Source organism: Pelomonas nitida (assembly GCF_043555975.1).
In the GTDB taxonomy this organism is placed as follows: Bacteria; Pseudomonadota; Gammaproteobacteria; order Burkholderiales; family Burkholderiaceae_C; genus Pelomonas; species Pelomonas nitida.
Map to the genome: position 1 here is coordinate 163,269 of NZ_JBIGIA010000007.1, position 16,045 is coordinate 179,313.

Annotated in this window: 16 protein-coding genes; 8 read left to right on the plus strand and 8 right to left on the minus strand. The window is 70.0% G+C overall.

Going from position 1 to position 16,045, the window contains the following annotated elements; genetic code table 11:
- The first annotated feature begins 85 nt into the window (after positions 1 to 85).
- A complete protein-coding gene (locus ACG00X_RS11115; RefSeq protein WP_394488244.1) occupies positions 86 to 781 on the plus strand; it encodes a dienelactone hydrolase family protein in 696 nt (231 codons plus the stop codon).
- 224 nt (positions 782 to 1,005) lie between these two features.
- Here the strand turns inward: ACG00X_RS11115 and ACG00X_RS11120 are convergent, their stop codons facing one another.
- The gene (locus ACG00X_RS11120) at positions 1,006 to 1,482 is read right to left on the minus strand and encodes an Lrp/AsnC ligand binding domain-containing protein (protein WP_394488245.1); all 477 of its coding nucleotides are present in this window, start codon (positions 1,480 to 1,482) and stop codon (positions 1,006 to 1,008) included.
- An 88-nt stretch (positions 1,483 to 1,570) separates the two neighbouring features.
- Between ACG00X_RS11120 and ACG00X_RS11125 the strand changes: the two genes are divergently transcribed.
- Positions 1,571 to 5,125 (plus strand): L-glutamate gamma-semialdehyde dehydrogenase, encoded by a 3,555-nt coding sequence (locus ACG00X_RS11125; RefSeq protein ID WP_394488246.1) that lies wholly within the window; start codon positions 1,571 to 1,573, stop codon positions 5,123 to 5,125.
- Positions 5,126 to 5,147: 22 nt separating this feature from the next.
- Here the strand turns inward: ACG00X_RS11125 and ACG00X_RS11130 are convergent, their stop codons facing one another.
- Genes ACG00X_RS11130 through ACG00X_RS11140 form a run of 3 tightly spaced genes read right to left on the minus strand, consistent with a single transcriptional unit; the run spans position 5,148 to position 6,953 of the window.
- Positions 5,148 to 5,792 (minus strand): MSMEG_1061 family FMN-dependent PPOX-type flavoprotein, encoded by a 645-nt coding sequence (locus ACG00X_RS11130; protein ID WP_394488247.1) that lies wholly within the window; start codon positions 5,790 to 5,792, stop codon positions 5,148 to 5,150.
- Between the two features lie 24 nt (positions 5,793 to 5,816).
- Entirely contained in the window at positions 5,817 to 6,533 is a 717-nt protein-coding gene (locus ACG00X_RS11135) for a hypothetical protein (RefSeq protein ID WP_394488248.1), read from the minus strand.
- A 6-nt stretch (positions 6,534 to 6,539) separates the two neighbouring features.
- Positions 6,540 to 6,953, minus strand: coding sequence for a hypothetical protein (locus ACG00X_RS11140; protein ID WP_394488249.1), 414 nt, complete (start codon positions 6,951 to 6,953; stop codon positions 6,540 to 6,542).
- A 219-nt stretch (positions 6,954 to 7,172) separates the two neighbouring features.
- On the opposite strand from ACG00X_RS11140, the gene ACG00X_RS11145 reads away from it, so the two are divergent.
- Together ACG00X_RS11145 and ACG00X_RS11150 are read left to right on the plus strand one after the other, a co-directional pair.
- A complete protein-coding gene (locus ACG00X_RS11145) occupies positions 7,173 to 7,490 on the plus strand; it encodes a hypothetical protein (protein WP_394488250.1) in 318 nt (105 codons plus the stop codon).
- A gap of 110 nt (positions 7,491 to 7,600) precedes the next feature.
- Positions 7,601 to 7,786: an oxidoreductase-like domain-containing protein gene (locus tag ACG00X_RS11150; protein ID WP_394488251.1), complete on the plus strand. Its 186-nt coding sequence runs from the start codon at positions 7,601 to 7,603 to the stop codon at positions 7,784 to 7,786.
- A 267-nt stretch (positions 7,787 to 8,053) separates the two neighbouring features.
- On the opposite strand, the gene ACG00X_RS11155 is transcribed toward ACG00X_RS11150, so the two are convergent.
- Positions 8,054 to 8,884, minus strand: coding sequence for a hypothetical protein (locus tag ACG00X_RS11155; RefSeq protein WP_394488252.1), 831 nt, complete (start codon positions 8,882 to 8,884; stop codon positions 8,054 to 8,056).
- Between the two features lie 67 nt (positions 8,885 to 8,951).
- On the opposite strand from ACG00X_RS11155, the gene ACG00X_RS11160 reads away from it, so the two are divergent.
- Both ACG00X_RS11160 and ACG00X_RS11165 read left to right on the plus strand, forming a co-directional pair.
- Entirely contained in the window at positions 8,952 to 9,230 is a 279-nt protein-coding gene (locus ACG00X_RS11160) for a DUF2277 domain-containing protein (RefSeq protein WP_394488253.1), read from the plus strand.
- A 46-nt stretch (positions 9,231 to 9,276) separates the two neighbouring features.
- The gene (locus ACG00X_RS11165) at positions 9,277 to 9,708 is read left to right on the plus strand and encodes a hypothetical protein (protein ID WP_394488254.1); all 432 of its coding nucleotides are present in this window, start codon (positions 9,277 to 9,279) and stop codon (positions 9,706 to 9,708) included.
- A 52-nt stretch (positions 9,709 to 9,760) separates the two neighbouring features.
- On the opposite strand, the gene ACG00X_RS11170 is transcribed toward ACG00X_RS11165, so the two are convergent.
- The gene (locus tag ACG00X_RS11170) at positions 9,761 to 10,918 is read right to left on the minus strand and encodes an AAA family ATPase (protein WP_394488255.1); all 1,158 of its coding nucleotides are present in this window, start codon (positions 10,916 to 10,918) and stop codon (positions 9,761 to 9,763) included.
- Complete coding sequence (locus ACG00X_RS11175) at positions 10,915 to 11,820, minus strand: RNA ligase family protein (protein ID WP_394488256.1); 906 nt, start codon at positions 11,818 to 11,820, stop codon at positions 10,915 to 10,917. The genes ACG00X_RS11170 and ACG00X_RS11175 overlap by 4 nt, the downstream gene beginning before the upstream one ends.
- A gap of 414 nt (positions 11,821 to 12,234) precedes the next feature.
- On the opposite strand from ACG00X_RS11175, the gene ACG00X_RS11180 reads away from it, so the two are divergent.
- The gene (locus tag ACG00X_RS11180) at positions 12,235 to 14,082 is read left to right on the plus strand and encodes an ABC transporter ATP-binding protein (protein ID WP_394488351.1); all 1,848 of its coding nucleotides are present in this window, start codon (positions 12,235 to 12,237) and stop codon (positions 14,080 to 14,082) included.
- 24 nt (positions 14,083 to 14,106) lie between these two features.
- On the opposite strand, the gene ACG00X_RS11185 is transcribed toward ACG00X_RS11180, so the two are convergent.
- Positions 14,107 to 15,129, minus strand: a complete 1,023-nt coding sequence (locus tag ACG00X_RS11185) for an alpha/beta hydrolase (RefSeq protein WP_394488257.1) — start codon at positions 15,127 to 15,129, stop codon at positions 14,107 to 14,109.
- A gap of 89 nt (positions 15,130 to 15,218) precedes the next feature.
- Between ACG00X_RS11185 and proC the strand changes: the two genes are divergently transcribed.
- Positions 15,219 to 16,040 carry a pyrroline-5-carboxylate reductase gene (proC, locus tag ACG00X_RS11190; protein ID WP_394488258.1) on the plus strand — a complete coding sequence of 274 codons (822 nt, stop codon included), beginning with the start codon at positions 15,219 to 15,221 and terminating at the stop codon, positions 16,038 to 16,040.
- Positions 16,041 to 16,045: the final 5 nt, after the last annotated feature.

Sequence of the window (16,045 nt, forward strand, 5' to 3'; positions counted from 1 at the left end):
AGCAGCGCCCATTGTCCCCCTGCGCGGGAAACCCCCGGCACTTGCGGCAGGATTCGGCCTCCACACCGAATTGCAGGAGCACACCATGGCCCAGAGCCTTCATTTCCAGCGTCCCGATGGCGTCAGCGTGCCGGGCTATCTCGCCGAGGCCAACCGGCCGCTCGGCGCCGTTGTGGTCATCCAGGAATGGTGGGGCCTGAACGACCAGATCCGCGGCGTGGCCGACCGCTTCGCCCGCGCCGGCTTCACGGCGCTGGTGCCCGACCTCTACCGCGGCAAGCACACCGTCGAGGCCGAGGAAGCCCATCACCTGATGACGGGGCTGGACTTCGGCCAGGCCGCCTCGCAGGACGTGCGTGGCGCCGTGCAATACCTCAAGGGCCTGAAGCTCGGCAGCGGCAAGGTCGGCGTAACCGGCTACTGCATGGGCGGCGCGCTGACGGTGCTGTCGTCCATGCTCGTGCCCGAGGCCGACGCGGGCGTCGTCTGGTACGGCATGCCGCCGCTGGAATTCGTCGACGCCAGCCAGATCAAGATCCCGCTGCAGGCGCACTGGGCCACGCAGGACGCGTTCTTCGGCATCGAAGGCGTGGACGCACTGGAGGCCAAGTTCGCGCAGGCCGGCGTGAACTACGAAGCCCACCGCTACCTCGCCCAGCACGCGTTCGCCAACGAAACCGCGCAAGGCCCGGGCCGCTTGCCGCAGACGCAATACGACGCCGCGTGGGCGCAGCAGGCCTGGGACCGGACGATGCGGTTCTTTGGCAAACAGCTGGGCTGACGCCGAGCACCCTCGCCGCAGCCCGCTTGCCGCACCTGCGTTGAGCGCCCGTCGGGCGCTTCGCCAGTGAGCCCTAAGGCAACGGGCTCGCGGATTCCACGGTCAGAAAGCGTGGCCATGCCAGAGGTGTGGCGCCACTGCAAAGCTCCGACCTGACCACGGCGCACCACTATTGGCTCAGACTACAACTCTGTAGGCACAAACCAGTCGACGCGACGCGGCACTCAAATCGGCAACGCCGTCGTCGCCTTCACCTCTTCCATGACCGCATAGGTGCGCGTCTCGCGCACGCCCGGCAGCGTCCAGATGACGCTGCCGATGAACTCGCGGTAGGCGCCCATGTCGCGCACGCGGGTCTTGAGCAGGTAATCGAAACCGCCGGCCACCAGGTGGCATTCCAGGATCTCGGGGCGCGACTGCACGGCCGCCTTGAAGTTGTCCATCACGTCCATGACCGTGCGGTCCAGGTGCACCTCGATGAACACCAGCATGGACGCGCCCAGCTTGGCCGGGTTCAGCCGCGCCTCGTAGCCCAGGATGTAGCCCTCGCGCGTGAGCCGCTTGACGCGCTCCAGCACGGCCGTGGGCGACAGGTGCACCGTCTCGGCCAGCTTCAGGTTGGAAATGCGCCCATCGGCCTGCAGGATGCGCAGGATGCGTTCGTCGATCTTGTCCAGGCGGTTGGCGGGCTCGTCGGTCATCTGGATATTCTTCTACTGATCAGCTGATTGTCGGCATTTAATCCAGCGACGCCGTCGATAGAGTGCGGAACCTCACCAGGAGTCTGCCATGTCCACGCCTTTCGCTGCCCCGCCCGAGCAATCCCGCCTGCCCGACCCGTACCGGGCCGAGGGGCCGGTGGTGCAGGCGCTGGCCGAGCGCGTGGCCGCCGCGCTGGACTGGCCCGCCGTCATCGCCACGGCGTCGCCCTGGGTGGAGCAGGTGCGCCGCAACCCGGCGCCGTTCTGGGCCATGGAGTCGCTGCTGCGCGAGTACCCCATCACCAGCGCCGAGGGCCTGGCGCTGATGCGGCTGGCCGAGGCGTTGCTGCGCGTGCCGGACGCCCCGACCGCCATCGCGCTGACGGCCGACCAGCTCGGCCGTGCCGACTTCGACGGTGCCAGCGAAGGCAGCCCGCACAAGATGCTGGCCGCGCTGTCGGCCTCCGCCATCTCGCTGTCCAAGCGCTTCCTGCCGGGAGTCGACGACGAAGGCGGCCTGTTCAAGCGCCTGGGCGCGCAGACCGTCGTGGCCGCCACCGTGCGCGCCATCCAGCTGCTGGGCCGGCAGTTCGTGCTGGGCCGCAACATCCAGGAGGCGATGGACGAAGCGGACGACGCACGCAAGGCGCAACGGCAGCTGAGGTTCAGCTACGACATGCTGGGCGAAGGCGCCCGCACCGAGGCCGACGCCGAGCGCTACCAGGCCGCCTACGTCAACGCCATCCAGGCCATCAGCGCCGGCCGCCGTGCCGAGAGCCCGGAGGCGTCGGACGGCATTTCCATCAAGCTCAGCGCGCTGTTCAGCCGCTATGAGGTGCTGCAGCGCGACCGCGTGTTCGCCGAGCTGCTGCCGCGGGTGTGGCAGCTCATCGAGCTGGCCGCTGCCGCCAACATCAACCTGACCATCGACGCCGAAGAGGTGGACCGCCTGGAGCTGTCGCTGGACGTGCTGGACGCGCTGGCCGCCCGCATCGCGGCCGTCTACCCGCAGTGGCGCGGCTTCGGGCTGGCCGTGCAGGCCTACCAGACCCGTGCGCTGCACGTCATCGACGAGGTCGCGGCCATCGCCCGCAAGCATGGCCTGCGCTTCATGGTGCGGCTCGTCAAGGGCGCCTACTGGGACGGCGAGATCAAGCGCGCCCAGGAACTGGGCCTGGCCGCCTACCCCGTGTTCACGCACAAGCAGCACACCGACGTCAGCTACCTGGCCTGCGCCCGCGCGCTGATCGGCCACCAGGACGTCATCTACCCGCAGTTCGCCAGCCACAACGCCGGCACCATCGCCGCCATCGTGCAGATGGCCCGCGCCACCGGCGCGCCGTTCGAGATGCAGCGCCTGCACGGCATGGGCGAAGGTGTGTACCGCGAAGTGCTGAAGGACGGCAGCATCCCCTGCCGCGTCTACGCCCCCGTGGGCGAGCACCGCGACCTGCTGGCGTATCTGGTGCGCCGGCTGCTGGAGAACGGCGCGAACTCGTCGTTCGTGCACCAGCTGGCCGACCCGACCGTGCAAGTGCCCGAGCTGCTCGGCTCGCCGCTGCTGGAGGTTCGCGCCGCATCGGCGCTGCCGCTGCCGCCCGCGCTCTACCTGGACGCCGACGGCCGCGGCCGCGCCAACTCCACGGGTGCCGACCTCACCGCGCCGGCCCAGCGGCTGCCGCTGCAGACGGCGCTGGACACCGTCAAACTCGAGCCGGTACCCGAGGCCGGTGCCGCCGATGTGGACGCCGCCATGCAGCGCCTGCAGGCCGGCTTCGTCGCGTGGAACGACACGCCCGTCGCGCAGCGCGCCGCCACGCTGCGCCGCGCCGCCGACGCGCTGGACGCCCGCCTGCCCGAGTTCTGTGCGCTGCTGGTCAAGGAGGCGTTCAAGACCCAGGCCGACTGCGTTGCCGAGGTACGCGAGGCCGTGGACTTCCTGCGTTACTACGCGGATCAAGCGGAGGCCGAACCCGGCCTGATGCAAGGCCGCGGCGTTTTCGTCTGCATCAGCCCGTGGAACTTCCCGCTCGCCATCTTCGCGGGCCAGGTGGTCGCCGCCCTCGTGGCCGGCAACGCGGTGGCCGCCAAGCCCGCCGAGCAGACGCCGTTCGTGGCGCTGAAGATGGTGGAGCTGCTGCACGCGGCCGGCGTGCCGGCCGATGCGCTGGCGCTGCTGCACGGCCCGGGAGAAACCGTCGGCGCCGGCCTGGTGGCCCACGCCTTCACGGCGGGCGTCTGCTTCACGGGCTCCACCGCCGTCGCGCAGATCATCAACAAGGCGCTGGCGGCCAAGTCGTTGCCGGTGCCGCTGATCGCCGAGACCGGCGGCCTGAACGCGATGGTGGTCGACTCCACCGCGCTGCCCGAGCAGGTCATCGATGCCGTCGTGCAGAGCGCCTTCCGTTCCGCTGGCCAGCGTTGCTCTGCGCTGCGCCTGCTGTGCGTGCAGGACAGCATCGCCGACGGCATCATCGAGATGCTCAAGGGCGCGCTGCAACAGCTGTGGGTGGGCCGGCCTGAGCAGCTGGCCACCGACGTCGGCCCCGTCATCGACGACGAGGCCCACGCCAACATCGCCCGGCATGTGGAACGCCTGAAGCGCGAGGCCCGGCTCATCGCCGAGTCGCCCATCCACGACGCGCTGCCGCGCCAGATCCGGCCCGCCGCGTTCGAGATCGCCCGTGTGGCTGACCTGGGCGAGGAAATCTTCGGCCCCGTGCTGCACGTGGTGCGCTTCAGCGGCACGGTGGACGACGTCATCGGCGACATCAACGCCCTGGGCTACGGCCTCACGCTGGGCATCCAGACCCGCATCGACAGCCGCGCCCAGCGCCTGGCCGACGCGGCGCGCATCGGCAACGTCTACGTGAACCGCAACATCATCGGCGCGGTGGTGGGCGTGCAGCCGTTCGGCGGCGAAGGCCTGTCCGGCACCGGCCCCAAGGCGGGCGGGCCCGACTACCTGCGCCGCTTCACCACCGAGCCGGCGCTCGACGCGCCCGCCCTGACGTTGCATCTGGACGGGCCCTCCGGCGCCGTGGCGCTGGGCACGGACGCCGGCTGGCGCGACACCCCGCTGGCGGACCGCATCGCCACGCTGCGCCGGGGTGCCGACGCGCTCGACGCACAGGCCTCACTGGCGCTGCGCGGGCTGTTCACGGCCGCGCAGGCCTTGTTCGCCGACGCCGTGCTGCCCGGCCCCACCGGCGAGAGCAACACGCTGCGTCACCACGCCCGGGGCGCCTTCGCCGTGCTGGGCCGCGGTGACGCGGGCCTCGCGGCCGTCGTCAGCGCGCTGCTGGCCGGTAACAGCGTGGTCTGGATGGGTGGCGACGAGCGCTCGGCCCAGGCGCTGCTGCACGCCGGCCTGCCCACCCAGGCGCTGACGCTGCTGGCCGACTCCGCCACGGCCAGCATCCTGGCCGCCCCGCAGCTCGCCGGCGTGGCGCTGGCGTCGTCAGACGCCGCCGTGGCCCACCGCCTTGCGCAGCGCCTGGCCGCCCGGCCCGGGGCCATCGTGCCGCTGGTGGTGTCCGCCGGCCATGTGCGCCAGCTCTACCGTTTCGCGGCGGAGCAGACGCTGACCGTCAACACGGCGGCGGCCGGCGGCAACGCGGCGCTGCTGGCGGGCGGGCACTGACGCCGCCCGGCGCGCCGACGCGTCAGTAGAAGCCCTCGCGCCGCCGGTAGCGCTCGGCGCGCTCGCTGTCGTAGCGCGCCGCGTCGAAAGCCTCGCCCTGGATGGCGCGGTGCACCTCACCGCCGGTGGGCATGCTGGCGGGGTCAATGAAGCGCGCCGCGTCCCAGAACTGCGAGCGCAGCAAGGCCTTGGAGCACTGCGTGTAGGCCTCTTCGACGTCGATGAGCAGGCCCAGCTTGGGCGTGCGGCCTTCAAGCGCGCACGGCGCCAGCAGCGCGGCATCCGTCGTGATCACGGCCCGGCCGTTGACGCGGAAGGTGTCGGTCACGCCGGGCACGATGAACAGCAGGCCCAGCTGCGGGTTGGCCAGCAGGTTGCGCAGCGAATCCATCAGCCGGTTGCCGGGCCGCTCGGGCATCAGCAGCGTGCGCTCGTCGAGGATGCGCACAAAGCCGGCCGGGTCCCCCCGCGGGCTGACGTCGCAGCGGCCATCGGCGTCGCTGGTGGCCAGGCACACCAGCGGCGATCGCTCGACGAACAACCGCGTGGCTGCGTTGAGCCGGTCGCTGATCTTGGCGCGCGTCAACGGCGCCGGCTCACCGAGCAGCGCCCGCAACTGCGCTTCGGTGCGGATGATTTCAGAGGTCAGGCGGTGGGCGATGGTCATGGGCCGATTGTGCGGCGCTCTTCTTCAGTGATCCCGCTGGCCCAGCCTGCTTTCCAGTTCGTCCCATGGAATGCCGCAAAGCGCCTCGGCGGCCGGCCAATATTCGGGCGCCACCGCGAGCTCAACCGGTTCTCCCACGTCCAACACTTCGCCATCACACGCCTGGCTGATGATCCAGCCACTGCGCGGTGCACGCACGAGGACCAACTTCGATCGTGGCGAAGGTTGATTCACCGAGCAAGCAGGTGTCGTGCGGCCAGGCGCTCGGCTGCTGATGTCATCGAGCACGAGCACGTCACCTTCCAACGTGCGAAAGAAGTAGAGACGCCCGCCGTGCTCCGGTTCCTGGAAGCATTTGACGGCATCGAACTCGTAATGCTCCGCGACCACCTCGCACGCGGCGAGATCGGCGGCCAGCGATGGCCGAAAGTCAGGCCACCGCTGCACCCATCGCCAGCTGCTCAACATGGCCAACAACGCGCATGCCGGCACCGCGATGCTCAGGATCCAGGCTGCTGCCGCGCCGTGCATGCCGACATCGAGGTCAAACGCCCGATGGACCAACCAGGCAATACCCCACCAGGCGAGCACGCAACCGAGCAGGCTGCCGGCCCACAGGACGACGGCGTTTTCGACTCCCAGCCGCCAACGCCGCCAAGATGTCGGCGCAGTGCGGAGCGCAGCCTGCAGAAAATCCTGTTCTTCGGCGGTGGCGCGCCGACGCTCATGGCGGCTGGGCATGTCGCGTTACTCGACGGCGCCGCCACGGGGCCGTGCTTCGACCCGCCGCCGCTGGGCAGTGACACTGCTAAGCGCCGCCAGCACCAGGTTCTTGGCACCGAGCACGGTGTAGACCCATGCTTTCTGCCATCGGTGCCGCACCACAAACACATGAAGGTGCCAGTTCGCGCGCTTGCGGATGGCGCTGCCGCTGTGAATCAACATGAAGGCCTGTGGGTCGCCCAGCACGTCCGCCGCCAGCCGCTCCGCTTCGGCGAGGAAGAAGAGCAGCAGGTCGCAATGCGGCGTTGCAGAGGCCTCCTCCTGGCAGAGCACGAAACAGTGCCGCAGCCCCGGCAGGCGGTAGCGGACGAGCACGCAGCCGCGCTCGGCATATCCAGGCGGCGACAGCAACTCTCGGTCGAGCATGAAGCGGGGCATGCAGGGATTGTCATGCTCCGCTAACCTTGAAACGTCACAGACCCCCGCCGGACGGAGCGCACCGTTTGCGCCAGAGCCTGCGAAGGCGTCGGCCGTGGGCTTCTCTCGAGAGCGCTGTAGCGATCAACGCATCCATCCTCAAAGGCGAGCTTGTGGGCTCCTCGCACCTGGGCCACCATGCGCCGACGCGCCTGCGGTCGGGCGCACAGGGAGAGCGACATGTTCCCGTGGTTCTGGCTCTGGGCGCCGCAAGTGCGCCTGCCCTTCAGTGGCGACGTGACGCAGGACATCGAGCCGCGCGTGGACTGGTTCTTCAACGCCATCAAGCCCCAGGCGGGCGATGCGCGCATAGAGCGCCAGGCTTTCGATGTCGCCAGCTACGGCGATCAGCTGGGCACCATCACCGAGTTGCTGCTGGCCTGGGCCGAGCGCCTGCCCGCCGAAGACCAGGCCAGCTCCGCCCCGCTGCAGGAACTGCGCGCCATCCACAAGCGCATCGCGGCGATCAAGTCTGCGGAACACGCCCGGCGCGGCTGAGGCTGCCGCCGCCCTCGGGCCAGCGCGCTCAGGCCCCGCCTGCGGTGGCCACAACGAGGGCGCTGGCCAGCAGCACGGCGAACGGCGAGCCCGCCAGACAATTGGCCGCGATGACCGCCGATCCCACCCTGCCCGACGCTGACCCCATGCCCCAGCCGCCCCCGCAGCCGGACTTCGACGCCTGCTGCGGCAACGGCTGCGATCCCTGCATCTTCGACCTGCACGACCTGGCGATGGACGAGTACCGCCGCGCGCTGCGGGCGTGGCGAGAGCGGCATCCGGAGGTGGGCGCGTAGTGCCTGTGAACAGGATGCCAGGCTAGCCCGGATATTTCGCGAAGTACGCGGGAATTGCGTGGATGCCAGGCGCCGGGGGATGCGCCGAGACGGCCGCAGCCAATGCCCGTAGGCATTGGCGAGGCCTTGAGGTGCAGGCCACAAGCCTGGCGCCGCGCAAGCCCGCGTAGGCCCGTGAAGCCAAAGTGGATATCACGTTGAACGGCGAGATCGTCGTGTTCATCGGTGTTGCAGGTCGGCGCGGGCCGGCCTCGCGAAATATCCGGGCTAGATCTTGTGCGTCGGGTTGCGGCCGCGCAGGGGTTCGTAGCGCTCACCCTGGCGGCGCAGCACCAGCGTCTCTCGAACCTTGTTGACCCGGGCGGCGCCGCTGCGGGCATCGACGACGCCATCGCGCCCTTCGAAGTGAACGATGAGGTCGGCCTCGTCGCGGCCCGGTGCCGTGGCGAGCTGCCAGCGGCCGCTGATGTCGAAGCAGAGCTTGGCATCGTGCCCCGCTGGCGGGGTGGGCCGCGTTCCCTGCAGCCAGGCGCCGCATTCCGGGGGGGCGTTCACGGAGCTCGAGCCGGTCATCAGGTGCAGGATCTGCCGGGTGCCATCGTTCGTGACATCGAACAACGTCAGCCACTCACCGCAGAAACCTTGCCAGCATTCGTCGTTCTCGACGCCCAGCCCGACGCGACCGTTGCCCAGTTCCACGCGATGCATCCGCCCCGGCTTGCCGAAGAAGCCGGTCCAGCCGGCCGACGGTGTGGCGTGCGACGCGACCCAGCGACCGTCACGCTGCGTGAAGACGTAGACGCCCAGGTTGGCCGGCGCGCTGTGGCTCTCGATGCGCTGACCACCTTCGAGAACCCGCACCCCGCTGACAACCAGTGCGCGATGGCTGGCATCCAGCGCCAGCACCAGTTGGGGCACCACGCTCACCTGCTGCGGCGAGCCATCAGGCCCGGGCGCCGTGATCGTCGTGGCCCGCCCCGGCAACCAGCCTGTGAAAGCCTCGCGCATCAGTGCCTCGGGGCTGTCGTCGGGCGCACCGGCCGCTACAGCCAGCGACGACGACAGCAGCAGCAGAACTGAAGCCAGCAGGTGTTTCATGGGCCGTCACGATAGGCCCTGGCGATGGTTCGTTAGCATGTGCCGATTCACCCCACGGGCTGCCACCATGTGCCGCAACATCCGCACCCTGTTCAACTTCGAGCCGCCGGCCACCGAGGTGGAGATCCGCGACGCGGCACTGCAGTTCGTGCGCAAGTTGAGCGGGTTCAACGTGCCGTCCAAGGCCAATGCAGCGGCGTTCGACCAGGCGGTGGCCGCCATCGCCGACGAGGCTCGCGCGCTGATCGCGGCGCTGACGACCACGGCCGAACCCAGGAACCGCGAGGTCGAGGCGGCCAGGGCGCGCGAGCGGTCGGCCGAGCGCTTCGGTCGTGCGGTGAAATGACCCGCGGCTGACGCACAATCGCCGCGCCTCGACTCCGCCTTCTGCCATGCGTCTGAAGTTCGCCCTGTCCATCGTCGCCCTGCTGCTGCTCGTCGCGGCCTGGTTCGTGTTCGCCTGGCATTGGAGTTATTCGGAGGGCGAGCGGGCCGGCTGGGTGCAGAAGCTGTCGCGCAAGGGCTGGATCTGCAAGACCTGGGAGGGCGAGCAGGCGCTGGTGTCGCTGCCGGGCACGGCCACGGTCGAGAAGTTCCAGTTCACCGTGCACGACGAGGCCACCGCCGCAGCCATCTACAAGGTCATGGGCAAGCGCGTGAACCTGCATTACGAAGAGAAGGTGGGCCTGCCAAGCTCCTGCTTCGGCGAGACGCGCCACTTCGTCACCGGCGTGACCGTGGTGGACGAGATCTCGTTGTCGCCGGGCGTCGTGGTGCCGCAACCGGCCGCAGCGGCGTCGCCCGCCAGCGCCGTGGCGCCCTGAACATCGAGCGCCGCCGCGCGCCCTTGACGAAACCAGGGGTGCGATGCCCCGGTCAATCACCCGGGCGGCCCGAGGCCACCTGATAAGACACCTCATGGGCCTCCCAGGGCAGCGGCACTTCCCAGCGGTGCAGCATGCGCGCCAGGTCCTGCTGCCGCAACGTGGTGTCGCGGCGGGCGTTGCGCCGGAACAGCGTGTCGCTCGGCACCTCGAGATAGACCAGGCGCACCTGGGCGTCGTAGGCGTAGAGCAGGTCCAGCGTCTTGCCGCGCATCTGCTCGCTCAGGTGCGTCGCATTCCAGACGAAGGGCTCGCGCCGGCGCAGCAGCGCCTTCGCCTTGTCCACCGCCCGATGGGCCGCCAGGCCATCGTTCTCGCCATGCTTGAGGCCCAGCTCCGCCTTCGCATCGTCGAACGACACGACCTCCACGTCGCTTGCATGGCGAGCCACCCAGCTGTCCTTGCCTGACGCGGGCAGGCCGCAGAGCACCGTGACCTGGGACCCCGGCGCCTGGAACAACGGCGTGTCCAGGTGCACGGCGGCACCTCGCGCATACATCAGCCGCGTGTGGGCGGACGCAGCCACCCGCGGCGTGCCCCAGCAGCCATCCTCGCGGGCCAGTTGCTCGAACAGTGCGAGATCGTCGAGCCGCGCCTGCTGGTCGGCACAGAGGCGCCCCCGCATGTCGGCGCGCGCCACACACATCAGGTCCGGCAGGTGCAGGCTCCACGACAGCCGCCGTGCGATGAACTCGGGCGATTCGCCGCGACGGGAGTCGAAGGCGAAGAACGGCACCTGGTGCACGGCGATGATGCGACAGACCGCCTCGCGCAGTTCGAACGGCACGCCCGCGCGCCACAGCAACGCGCGCACGTCCACCGCTCCGCGGCGTGAGTGGCCGGGTTGGCCGATATCGCCCGTGACCGGGTCGATGACCGTGGTCTCCGGCTTGCACAGGTCGTGCAGCAGCGCGGCCAGGAACAGCGTCTCGCGCTGCGCGCCGCGAGCAGCCTGGAAGTGGTCGCAACCGAGCAGCGCGTCCAGCACCATGCGGGTGTGAATGCCGACGTTGCCCTCGGCGTGATAGCGCGGGCTCTGCGGCGTGATTTCGAGCGCATGCAGGCGTGGGAAGGCCTCGCAGCAGGCGGCCCAGTCGTAGTCGTCGCCGGCCCCAGCGGGGCAGAGCGCGCGGATGGTGATGTCGTTCATGTGCTTCTCCGGCTCGGGGCGACCAGCGCCATGTTTGGCGGCACGGGCCAGCCCGCCGTGGCCTGCGGCGCGTAGAGATCGGCCGCTGGCGCCAGGCCGTTGGGAATCACGGGCCGCGTGCTGTGATGCGAGCCCGAGTCGAGGATGGTCTGGACGAAGTCCGGGCGTACCCACTTGTAGCGCCCCAGCACCTGGTGCTCGTCTTCGACCTTGATGTAGAGCCCCTCGGACAGGTCCGACTTGTCCGTCTGCCGCCAGGCCAGTGCCAGGTCGAGCTGCTGCTGCCGCACGCCCTGCTCGAAGGTGTCGCGCCACTGCGCGCTCTTCGCGAGCGACGGCCTCACCAGCGCGCGCAGCGCCTTGGCGTCGCGCGGCAGCGCACCTGTCTGCAGCACCGGCACGCTGACGATGGGCGAGCCGGCGAGCATGGCCTGCCGCCTGGGCGTGCTGAGGAACAGGCGCTCGACGCGGTCATAGATGTCGAATTCGCAGAACCAGTGCGGCAGGCAGTCGTAGCTGACCGAATGCTTGGCATACAGCCACTCGCCATACATCACATAGCGGTCTTCGAGCAGCCCGAGCAAGCGGGCTTCGTGCGCGCTGGCCCAACGCTTGAACGGGCCGAACTGCCGTTCGCGGCCGCCGCCGCCGAGGTAGTGGCCGCGCGACTGCAGCAGCATGTCGCCGCCGCTGGTGAACGAGATGCCGACGTTGGCGCCGTCGAGCTTCTCTTCGATGACGGCGTGGCGCCCCGCCAGCGTGGCCAGGCGGACCTGCTCATGGCCTTCGTCGCCGGGTTGCAGGCGCGAGCCTTCGAGGTGCGGAGTCCTGGGGTACTTCAGGATCTCCGGAGTTTGGATGGGGAAGTCGACGGATGGCGTCGACCCGATGTGCGCAGACATGGTCGTCTCCTGGTTCGATGGAACGAACCGACGACGTGGCGTGCGCGGTGCTTGGCGGGCTGGGCGTCCGCCGCCGGCATGGCGTGGGCGGGAAGGACGCGGAGAACGGCTGCAGCGGCCGTGCTCATGGCGGGCATGAGACGGAGAGCGGTCGACGGCTTAGAGGGCGGCGATGCTGCGGTGCACGATCAGCTCCGGGAGGCAAGCAGTGGAAGAACGAAAGGCGCGCAGTCTATGGATGGCCTCAGCCCGGCGCAAGCCCTCGCGTGTCGGCGTGACAACGACGCGCTGATGAAACGTGTCAGCGCCGCGCAATCACCAGCTGCTCCTCGGGCCGCGCCCGTGGAGGTCACTGGTCACGATGCAAGCGCACCGCCAAGCGACACTAGTGCCATGGCTTCGCTGTTCCAACCGCTGGTGTCGCGCTTCGAGCGCCTGGTCGACCCCTATCCAGAACTCGCCGCAGGCGCGCCGCCGGGCAGCTTCTTCGCATTTCTGTGGCGCTGTGCCGACGGCGTGCGGCGCCATCTGTTCGTCGTCATGCTGTTCACCGCCGGCATCGCGGCGGCGGAGGCCTGGCTGTTCAGTCTCATGGCGTCGCTGGTGGACTGGCTGTCGAGCCAGAAGCCAGCCGAGCTGTGGAGCCGGCCGCAGCCCGTCGTGCTGATGCTGCTGGGCGTGCTGGCCGTCAGCGTTGCGCTGACGGCGGCCCAGGCGCTGACCAAGTACCAGGGCGTGTTCGGCAACTTCCCGATGCGGCTGCGCTGGATCTTCCACCGCCGCATGCTGGCGCAAAGCCTGGCCTTCTTCGGCGACGAGTTCGCCGGCCGCATCGCCACCAAGGTCATGCAGACGGCGCTGGCGGTGCGCGACACCTGGCTCATCGTCGTGGACATCCTGGTCTACGTGGGCGTGTACTTCGGCACCATGGTGGCCATCGTCGCGAGCTTCGATGCGCGGCTGATGGTGCCGTTTGCCGTGTGGCTGGGCATGTACCTGCTGGCACTGCGCTTCTTCGTGCCGCGCCTGGGCCGGATCGCCCAGGCCCAGGCCGACGCGCGCAGCCTGATGACCGGCCGCATCACCGATGCCTACACCAACATCGCCACGGTGAAGCTGTTCGCCCATGGCCGCCGCGAGGCGAGCTACGCCAAGGCGGCGATGCAGGACTTCATGCTCACCGCCTACGGGCAAATGCGGTTGGTGACGGGTTTCGAGATCGTCAACGCGCTGCTGTCGGCGCTGCTGGTGGGCAGCACGGCGCTGCTGGCACTGTGGCTGTGGAGCGAGTCCGCCGTGGGCGCGGGCGCCGTGGCGGCCGCCACGGCCATGGCCATGCGGCTCAACGGCATTTCTCACTGGGTGATGTGGGAAATGGCCTCGCTGTTCGAGCACATCGGCACCGTGCAGGACGGCCTGGCCACGCTGTCCAAGCCGCAGGCGATTGCCGATGCGAGCGGCGCCACCGAGCTGACCGTGCGCCGCGACGGCGCAGGAGGCGAGGTGCGCTTCGAGTCGCTGCGCTTTGCCTACCCGAACGGCAAGGTGGTCGTCGACGGGCTGGACCTGACGATCAAGCCCGGCGAGAAGATCGGCCTCGTCGGCCGCAGCGGCGCGGGCAAGAGCACGCTGGTCAACCTGCTGCTGCGTTTGTACGACCTGCCCGAGAACGGCGGCCGCATCACCATCGACGGGCAAGACATCGCCCGCGTGACGCAGGACTCGCTGCGCCGCCACATCGGCATGGTCACGCAGGACACCTCGCTGTTGCACCGCTCGGTGGCCGACAACATCCTCTACGGCCGCCCGGACGCGAGCGACGACGACATGCGCCGCGCCGCCGAGCGGGCGCATGCCGACGACTTCATCGCGACGCTGTCCGACCCCAAGGGCCGCACCGGTTTCGAGGCCCATGTGGGCGAGCGCGGCGTGAAGCTGTCCGGCGGCCAGCGCCAGCGCATCGCCATCGCCCGCGTGATGCTGAAGGACGCCCCCATCCTGTTGCTGGACGAAGCGACCAGCGCGCTGGACAGCGAGGTCGAGGCCGCCATCCAGCAGTCGCTGTATTCGCTGATGGAGGGCAAGACCGTGGTGGCCATCGCCCATCGGCTGTCCACCATCGCAGCGCTGGACCGGCTCATCGTCATGGACGCGGGCCGCATCGTCGAGCAGGGCTCGCATGCCGAGCTGCTGGCGATGAACGGCATCTATGCGCGGCTCTGGGCCCACCAGAGCGGCGGCTTCCTGGGGCTGGATGACTGACTCGGCGTTGGCCGTGCCCTGACCTCAGCGTGCGCTGAGCTGGTCGCGGTTCGGCATCGCGGTGCCGCGCAGCTGCGCGTCCAGGAAGGCCCGACTCAGTTGCAGACCTTCACGCAGGTCGGCCTGCGCGGCCTCGGTGGCGCTGCCGCTGCGCGGGCCACGGGCGCCGCCGCCCATCGGTCCCTGTTGTCCGCTGCCACCGCCGCCGCGACCACCCGCCATGCCACCGCCCATCGGGCCGTGGTGCTGATCCTGCTCATGCCAGCCGTCCGGTGCCAGCGTGCCGGCCAGCGCCGCGTGAGCCACACCGCCCAGGTTCAGCAGCCAGCCGCTGCCGGGCGCGAATGACTCGAAGGCCTGGCGGCGCTCGGCGGGGTTGCGCAGCAGACCCAGCGGGTCGTTGTCGACGTCGCTGGTGATGACCAGCGTTGCCGCACCGCGAGCGGGTGCCGGCGTGGCCGGCGGGCTGATGGCGATGACCGCCTGCCAGCCGTCATCGGCGCGCGCGTCCAACGCGGTCTGGGCCCCGATCTCGTAACCAGCGAGTGCAACATGACGCCAGTCCAGTGCCGGCTGCGCTGCTCGCAACGTCGGCACCAGCCGGCGCAGCGCGGCCAGCCGGTCGGCGCGCAGGGTGGCGCCGTAGTGGAGCAGGCCCAGCTCGCGGAACTCGCCGGTGCGCGCCAGGTCGGAGCGCCAGGCGGCGGCATCGGCGTCCAGTGGCTGCACGGTCAGCACGGTGTAGCCGGCCTGCGCCCAGGCCGTGGCCCAGCGCTGGCCGGTGTCGCTGCCCTGACCCAGGCCTGGCAGGTAGACCACCACGGGTGTCGTGGCCGGTGCGACTGCGCTGCGCGTGACGGTCACGTGGCGGCCATCAGCGTCGAAGCTGGCCAGCGTCAGGTGCAGCTCACGGGCGGCGGTCTCCGCCCAGGGCTTGGGCGCGGGCGGGCCGCCGGCACAGGCGGCGAGTGCCAGGGCGGACAGGAGCAGGAGCGTGCGACGAGCGGAGCGATGCAGGTGCATGGGCGGCGAGATTACCCGCGCCATGTCGCTGCTTTGTGTCCCGAGGTGGGGGCAGGGCTTGCGGCACCACGGCTCGACGACCGACCGGGTGAACAGGCTCTAGACTCAATGCCATGAACTCAGCGGAAGTCCTGGCCTTCGTCGGCGGCGGCAACATGGCCGGCGCCATCCTCGGCGGCCTGCTGCGAGCAGGCCGGGTGCGCGCGGCGGATGTCATCGTCGTCGAGCCCCACGAACCCCAGCGCGACAAGCTGCGCGCCGACTTCGGCGTCCAGGCCCTCGCCTGCGGTGATGCGTCGCTGGCAAGGGCCGGCACCATCATCTGGGCGGTCAAGCCGCAGCTGTTCACGGCAGCGGCCGAGCCGCTGCGGGCCTGGCTGGGTGACGCACTGCAGCTGTCGGTGATGGCGGGCATCCCGTCGGCGTCGCTCGTGAAGCTCACCGGCAGCGAGCGCGTCGTGCGCAGCATGCCCAACACGCCGGCACTGATCGGCAAGGGGATCGCCGGCCTGTACGCCCGACCGGCGGTGTCGGCCGACGAGCGCGCCGCCGTCGAGCGCCTGCTGGCCCCGACCGGGCAGACGCTGTGGGTCGACCGCGAGGACGACCTCGACGCAGTGACTGCGCTGTCAGGCTCAGGCCCGGCCTATTTCTTCTACTTTGTAGAAGCCATGATGGCGGCGGCGGTCGACATGGGCCTGAGTGCCGAGCAGGGCCGGCGCCTGGCGCTGGCAACCTGTGGTGGTGCTGCGGCGCTGGGGCTGGGGTCTCAGGAGTCGCCGACGACGCTGCGCGAACGCGTCACCAGCAAGGGCGGCACGACGCACGCGGCCATCACGGCCCTGCAGGCAGACGGCGTGGACGCGGCCATCCGCCGCGCCGTGCTCGCCGCGCAACGCCGCGCGGTGGAGCTGGGCAGGGAATTCGGCGGTTGAGTCTC

Excerpts from the sequence above, each read along its gene's own strand:
- ACG00X_RS11115 (WP_394488244.1), top strand. The coding sequence starts at position 86 with ATGGCCCAGAGCCTTCATTTCCAGCGTCCCGATGGCGTCAGCGTGCCG.
- ACG00X_RS11120 (WP_394488245.1), bottom strand. The coding sequence starts at position 1,482 with ATGACCGACGAGCCCGCCAACCGCCTGGACAAGATCGACGAACGCATC.
- ACG00X_RS11125 (WP_394488246.1), top strand. The coding sequence starts at position 1,571 with ATGTCCACGCCTTTCGCTGCCCCGCCCGAGCAATCCCGCCTGCCCGAC.
- ACG00X_RS11130 (WP_394488247.1), bottom strand. The coding sequence starts at position 5,792 with ATGACCATCGCCCACCGCCTGACCTCTGAAATCATCCGCACCGAAGCG.
- ACG00X_RS11135 (WP_394488248.1), bottom strand. The coding sequence starts at position 6,533 with ATGCCCAGCCGCCATGAGCGTCGGCGCGCCACCGCCGAAGAACAGGAT.
- ACG00X_RS11140 (WP_394488249.1), bottom strand. The coding sequence starts at position 6,953 with ATGCCCCGCTTCATGCTCGACCGAGAGTTGCTGTCGCCGCCTGGATAT.
- ACG00X_RS11145 (WP_394488250.1), top strand. The coding sequence starts at position 7,173 with ATGTTCCCGTGGTTCTGGCTCTGGGCGCCGCAAGTGCGCCTGCCCTTC.
- ACG00X_RS11150 (WP_394488251.1), top strand. The coding sequence starts at position 7,601 with ATGACCGCCGATCCCACCCTGCCCGACGCTGACCCCATGCCCCAGCCG.
- ACG00X_RS11155 (WP_394488252.1), bottom strand. The coding sequence starts at position 8,884 with ATGAAACACCTGCTGGCTTCAGTTCTGCTGCTGCTGTCGTCGTCGCTG.
- ACG00X_RS11160 (WP_394488253.1), top strand. The coding sequence starts at position 8,952 with ATGTGCCGCAACATCCGCACCCTGTTCAACTTCGAGCCGCCGGCCACC.
- ACG00X_RS11165 (WP_394488254.1), top strand. The coding sequence starts at position 9,277 with ATGCGTCTGAAGTTCGCCCTGTCCATCGTCGCCCTGCTGCTGCTCGTC.
- ACG00X_RS11170 (WP_394488255.1), bottom strand. The coding sequence starts at position 10,918 with ATGAACGACATCACCATCCGCGCGCTCTGCCCCGCTGGGGCCGGCGAC.
- ACG00X_RS11175 (WP_394488256.1), bottom strand. The coding sequence starts at position 11,820 with ATGTCTGCGCACATCGGGTCGACGCCATCCGTCGACTTCCCCATCCAA.
- ACG00X_RS11185 (WP_394488257.1), bottom strand. The coding sequence starts at position 15,129 with ATGGCGCGGGTAATCTCGCCGCCCATGCACCTGCATCGCTCCGCTCGT.
- proC (WP_394488258.1), top strand. The coding sequence starts at position 15,219 with ATGAACTCAGCGGAAGTCCTGGCCTTCGTCGGCGGCGGCAACATGGCC.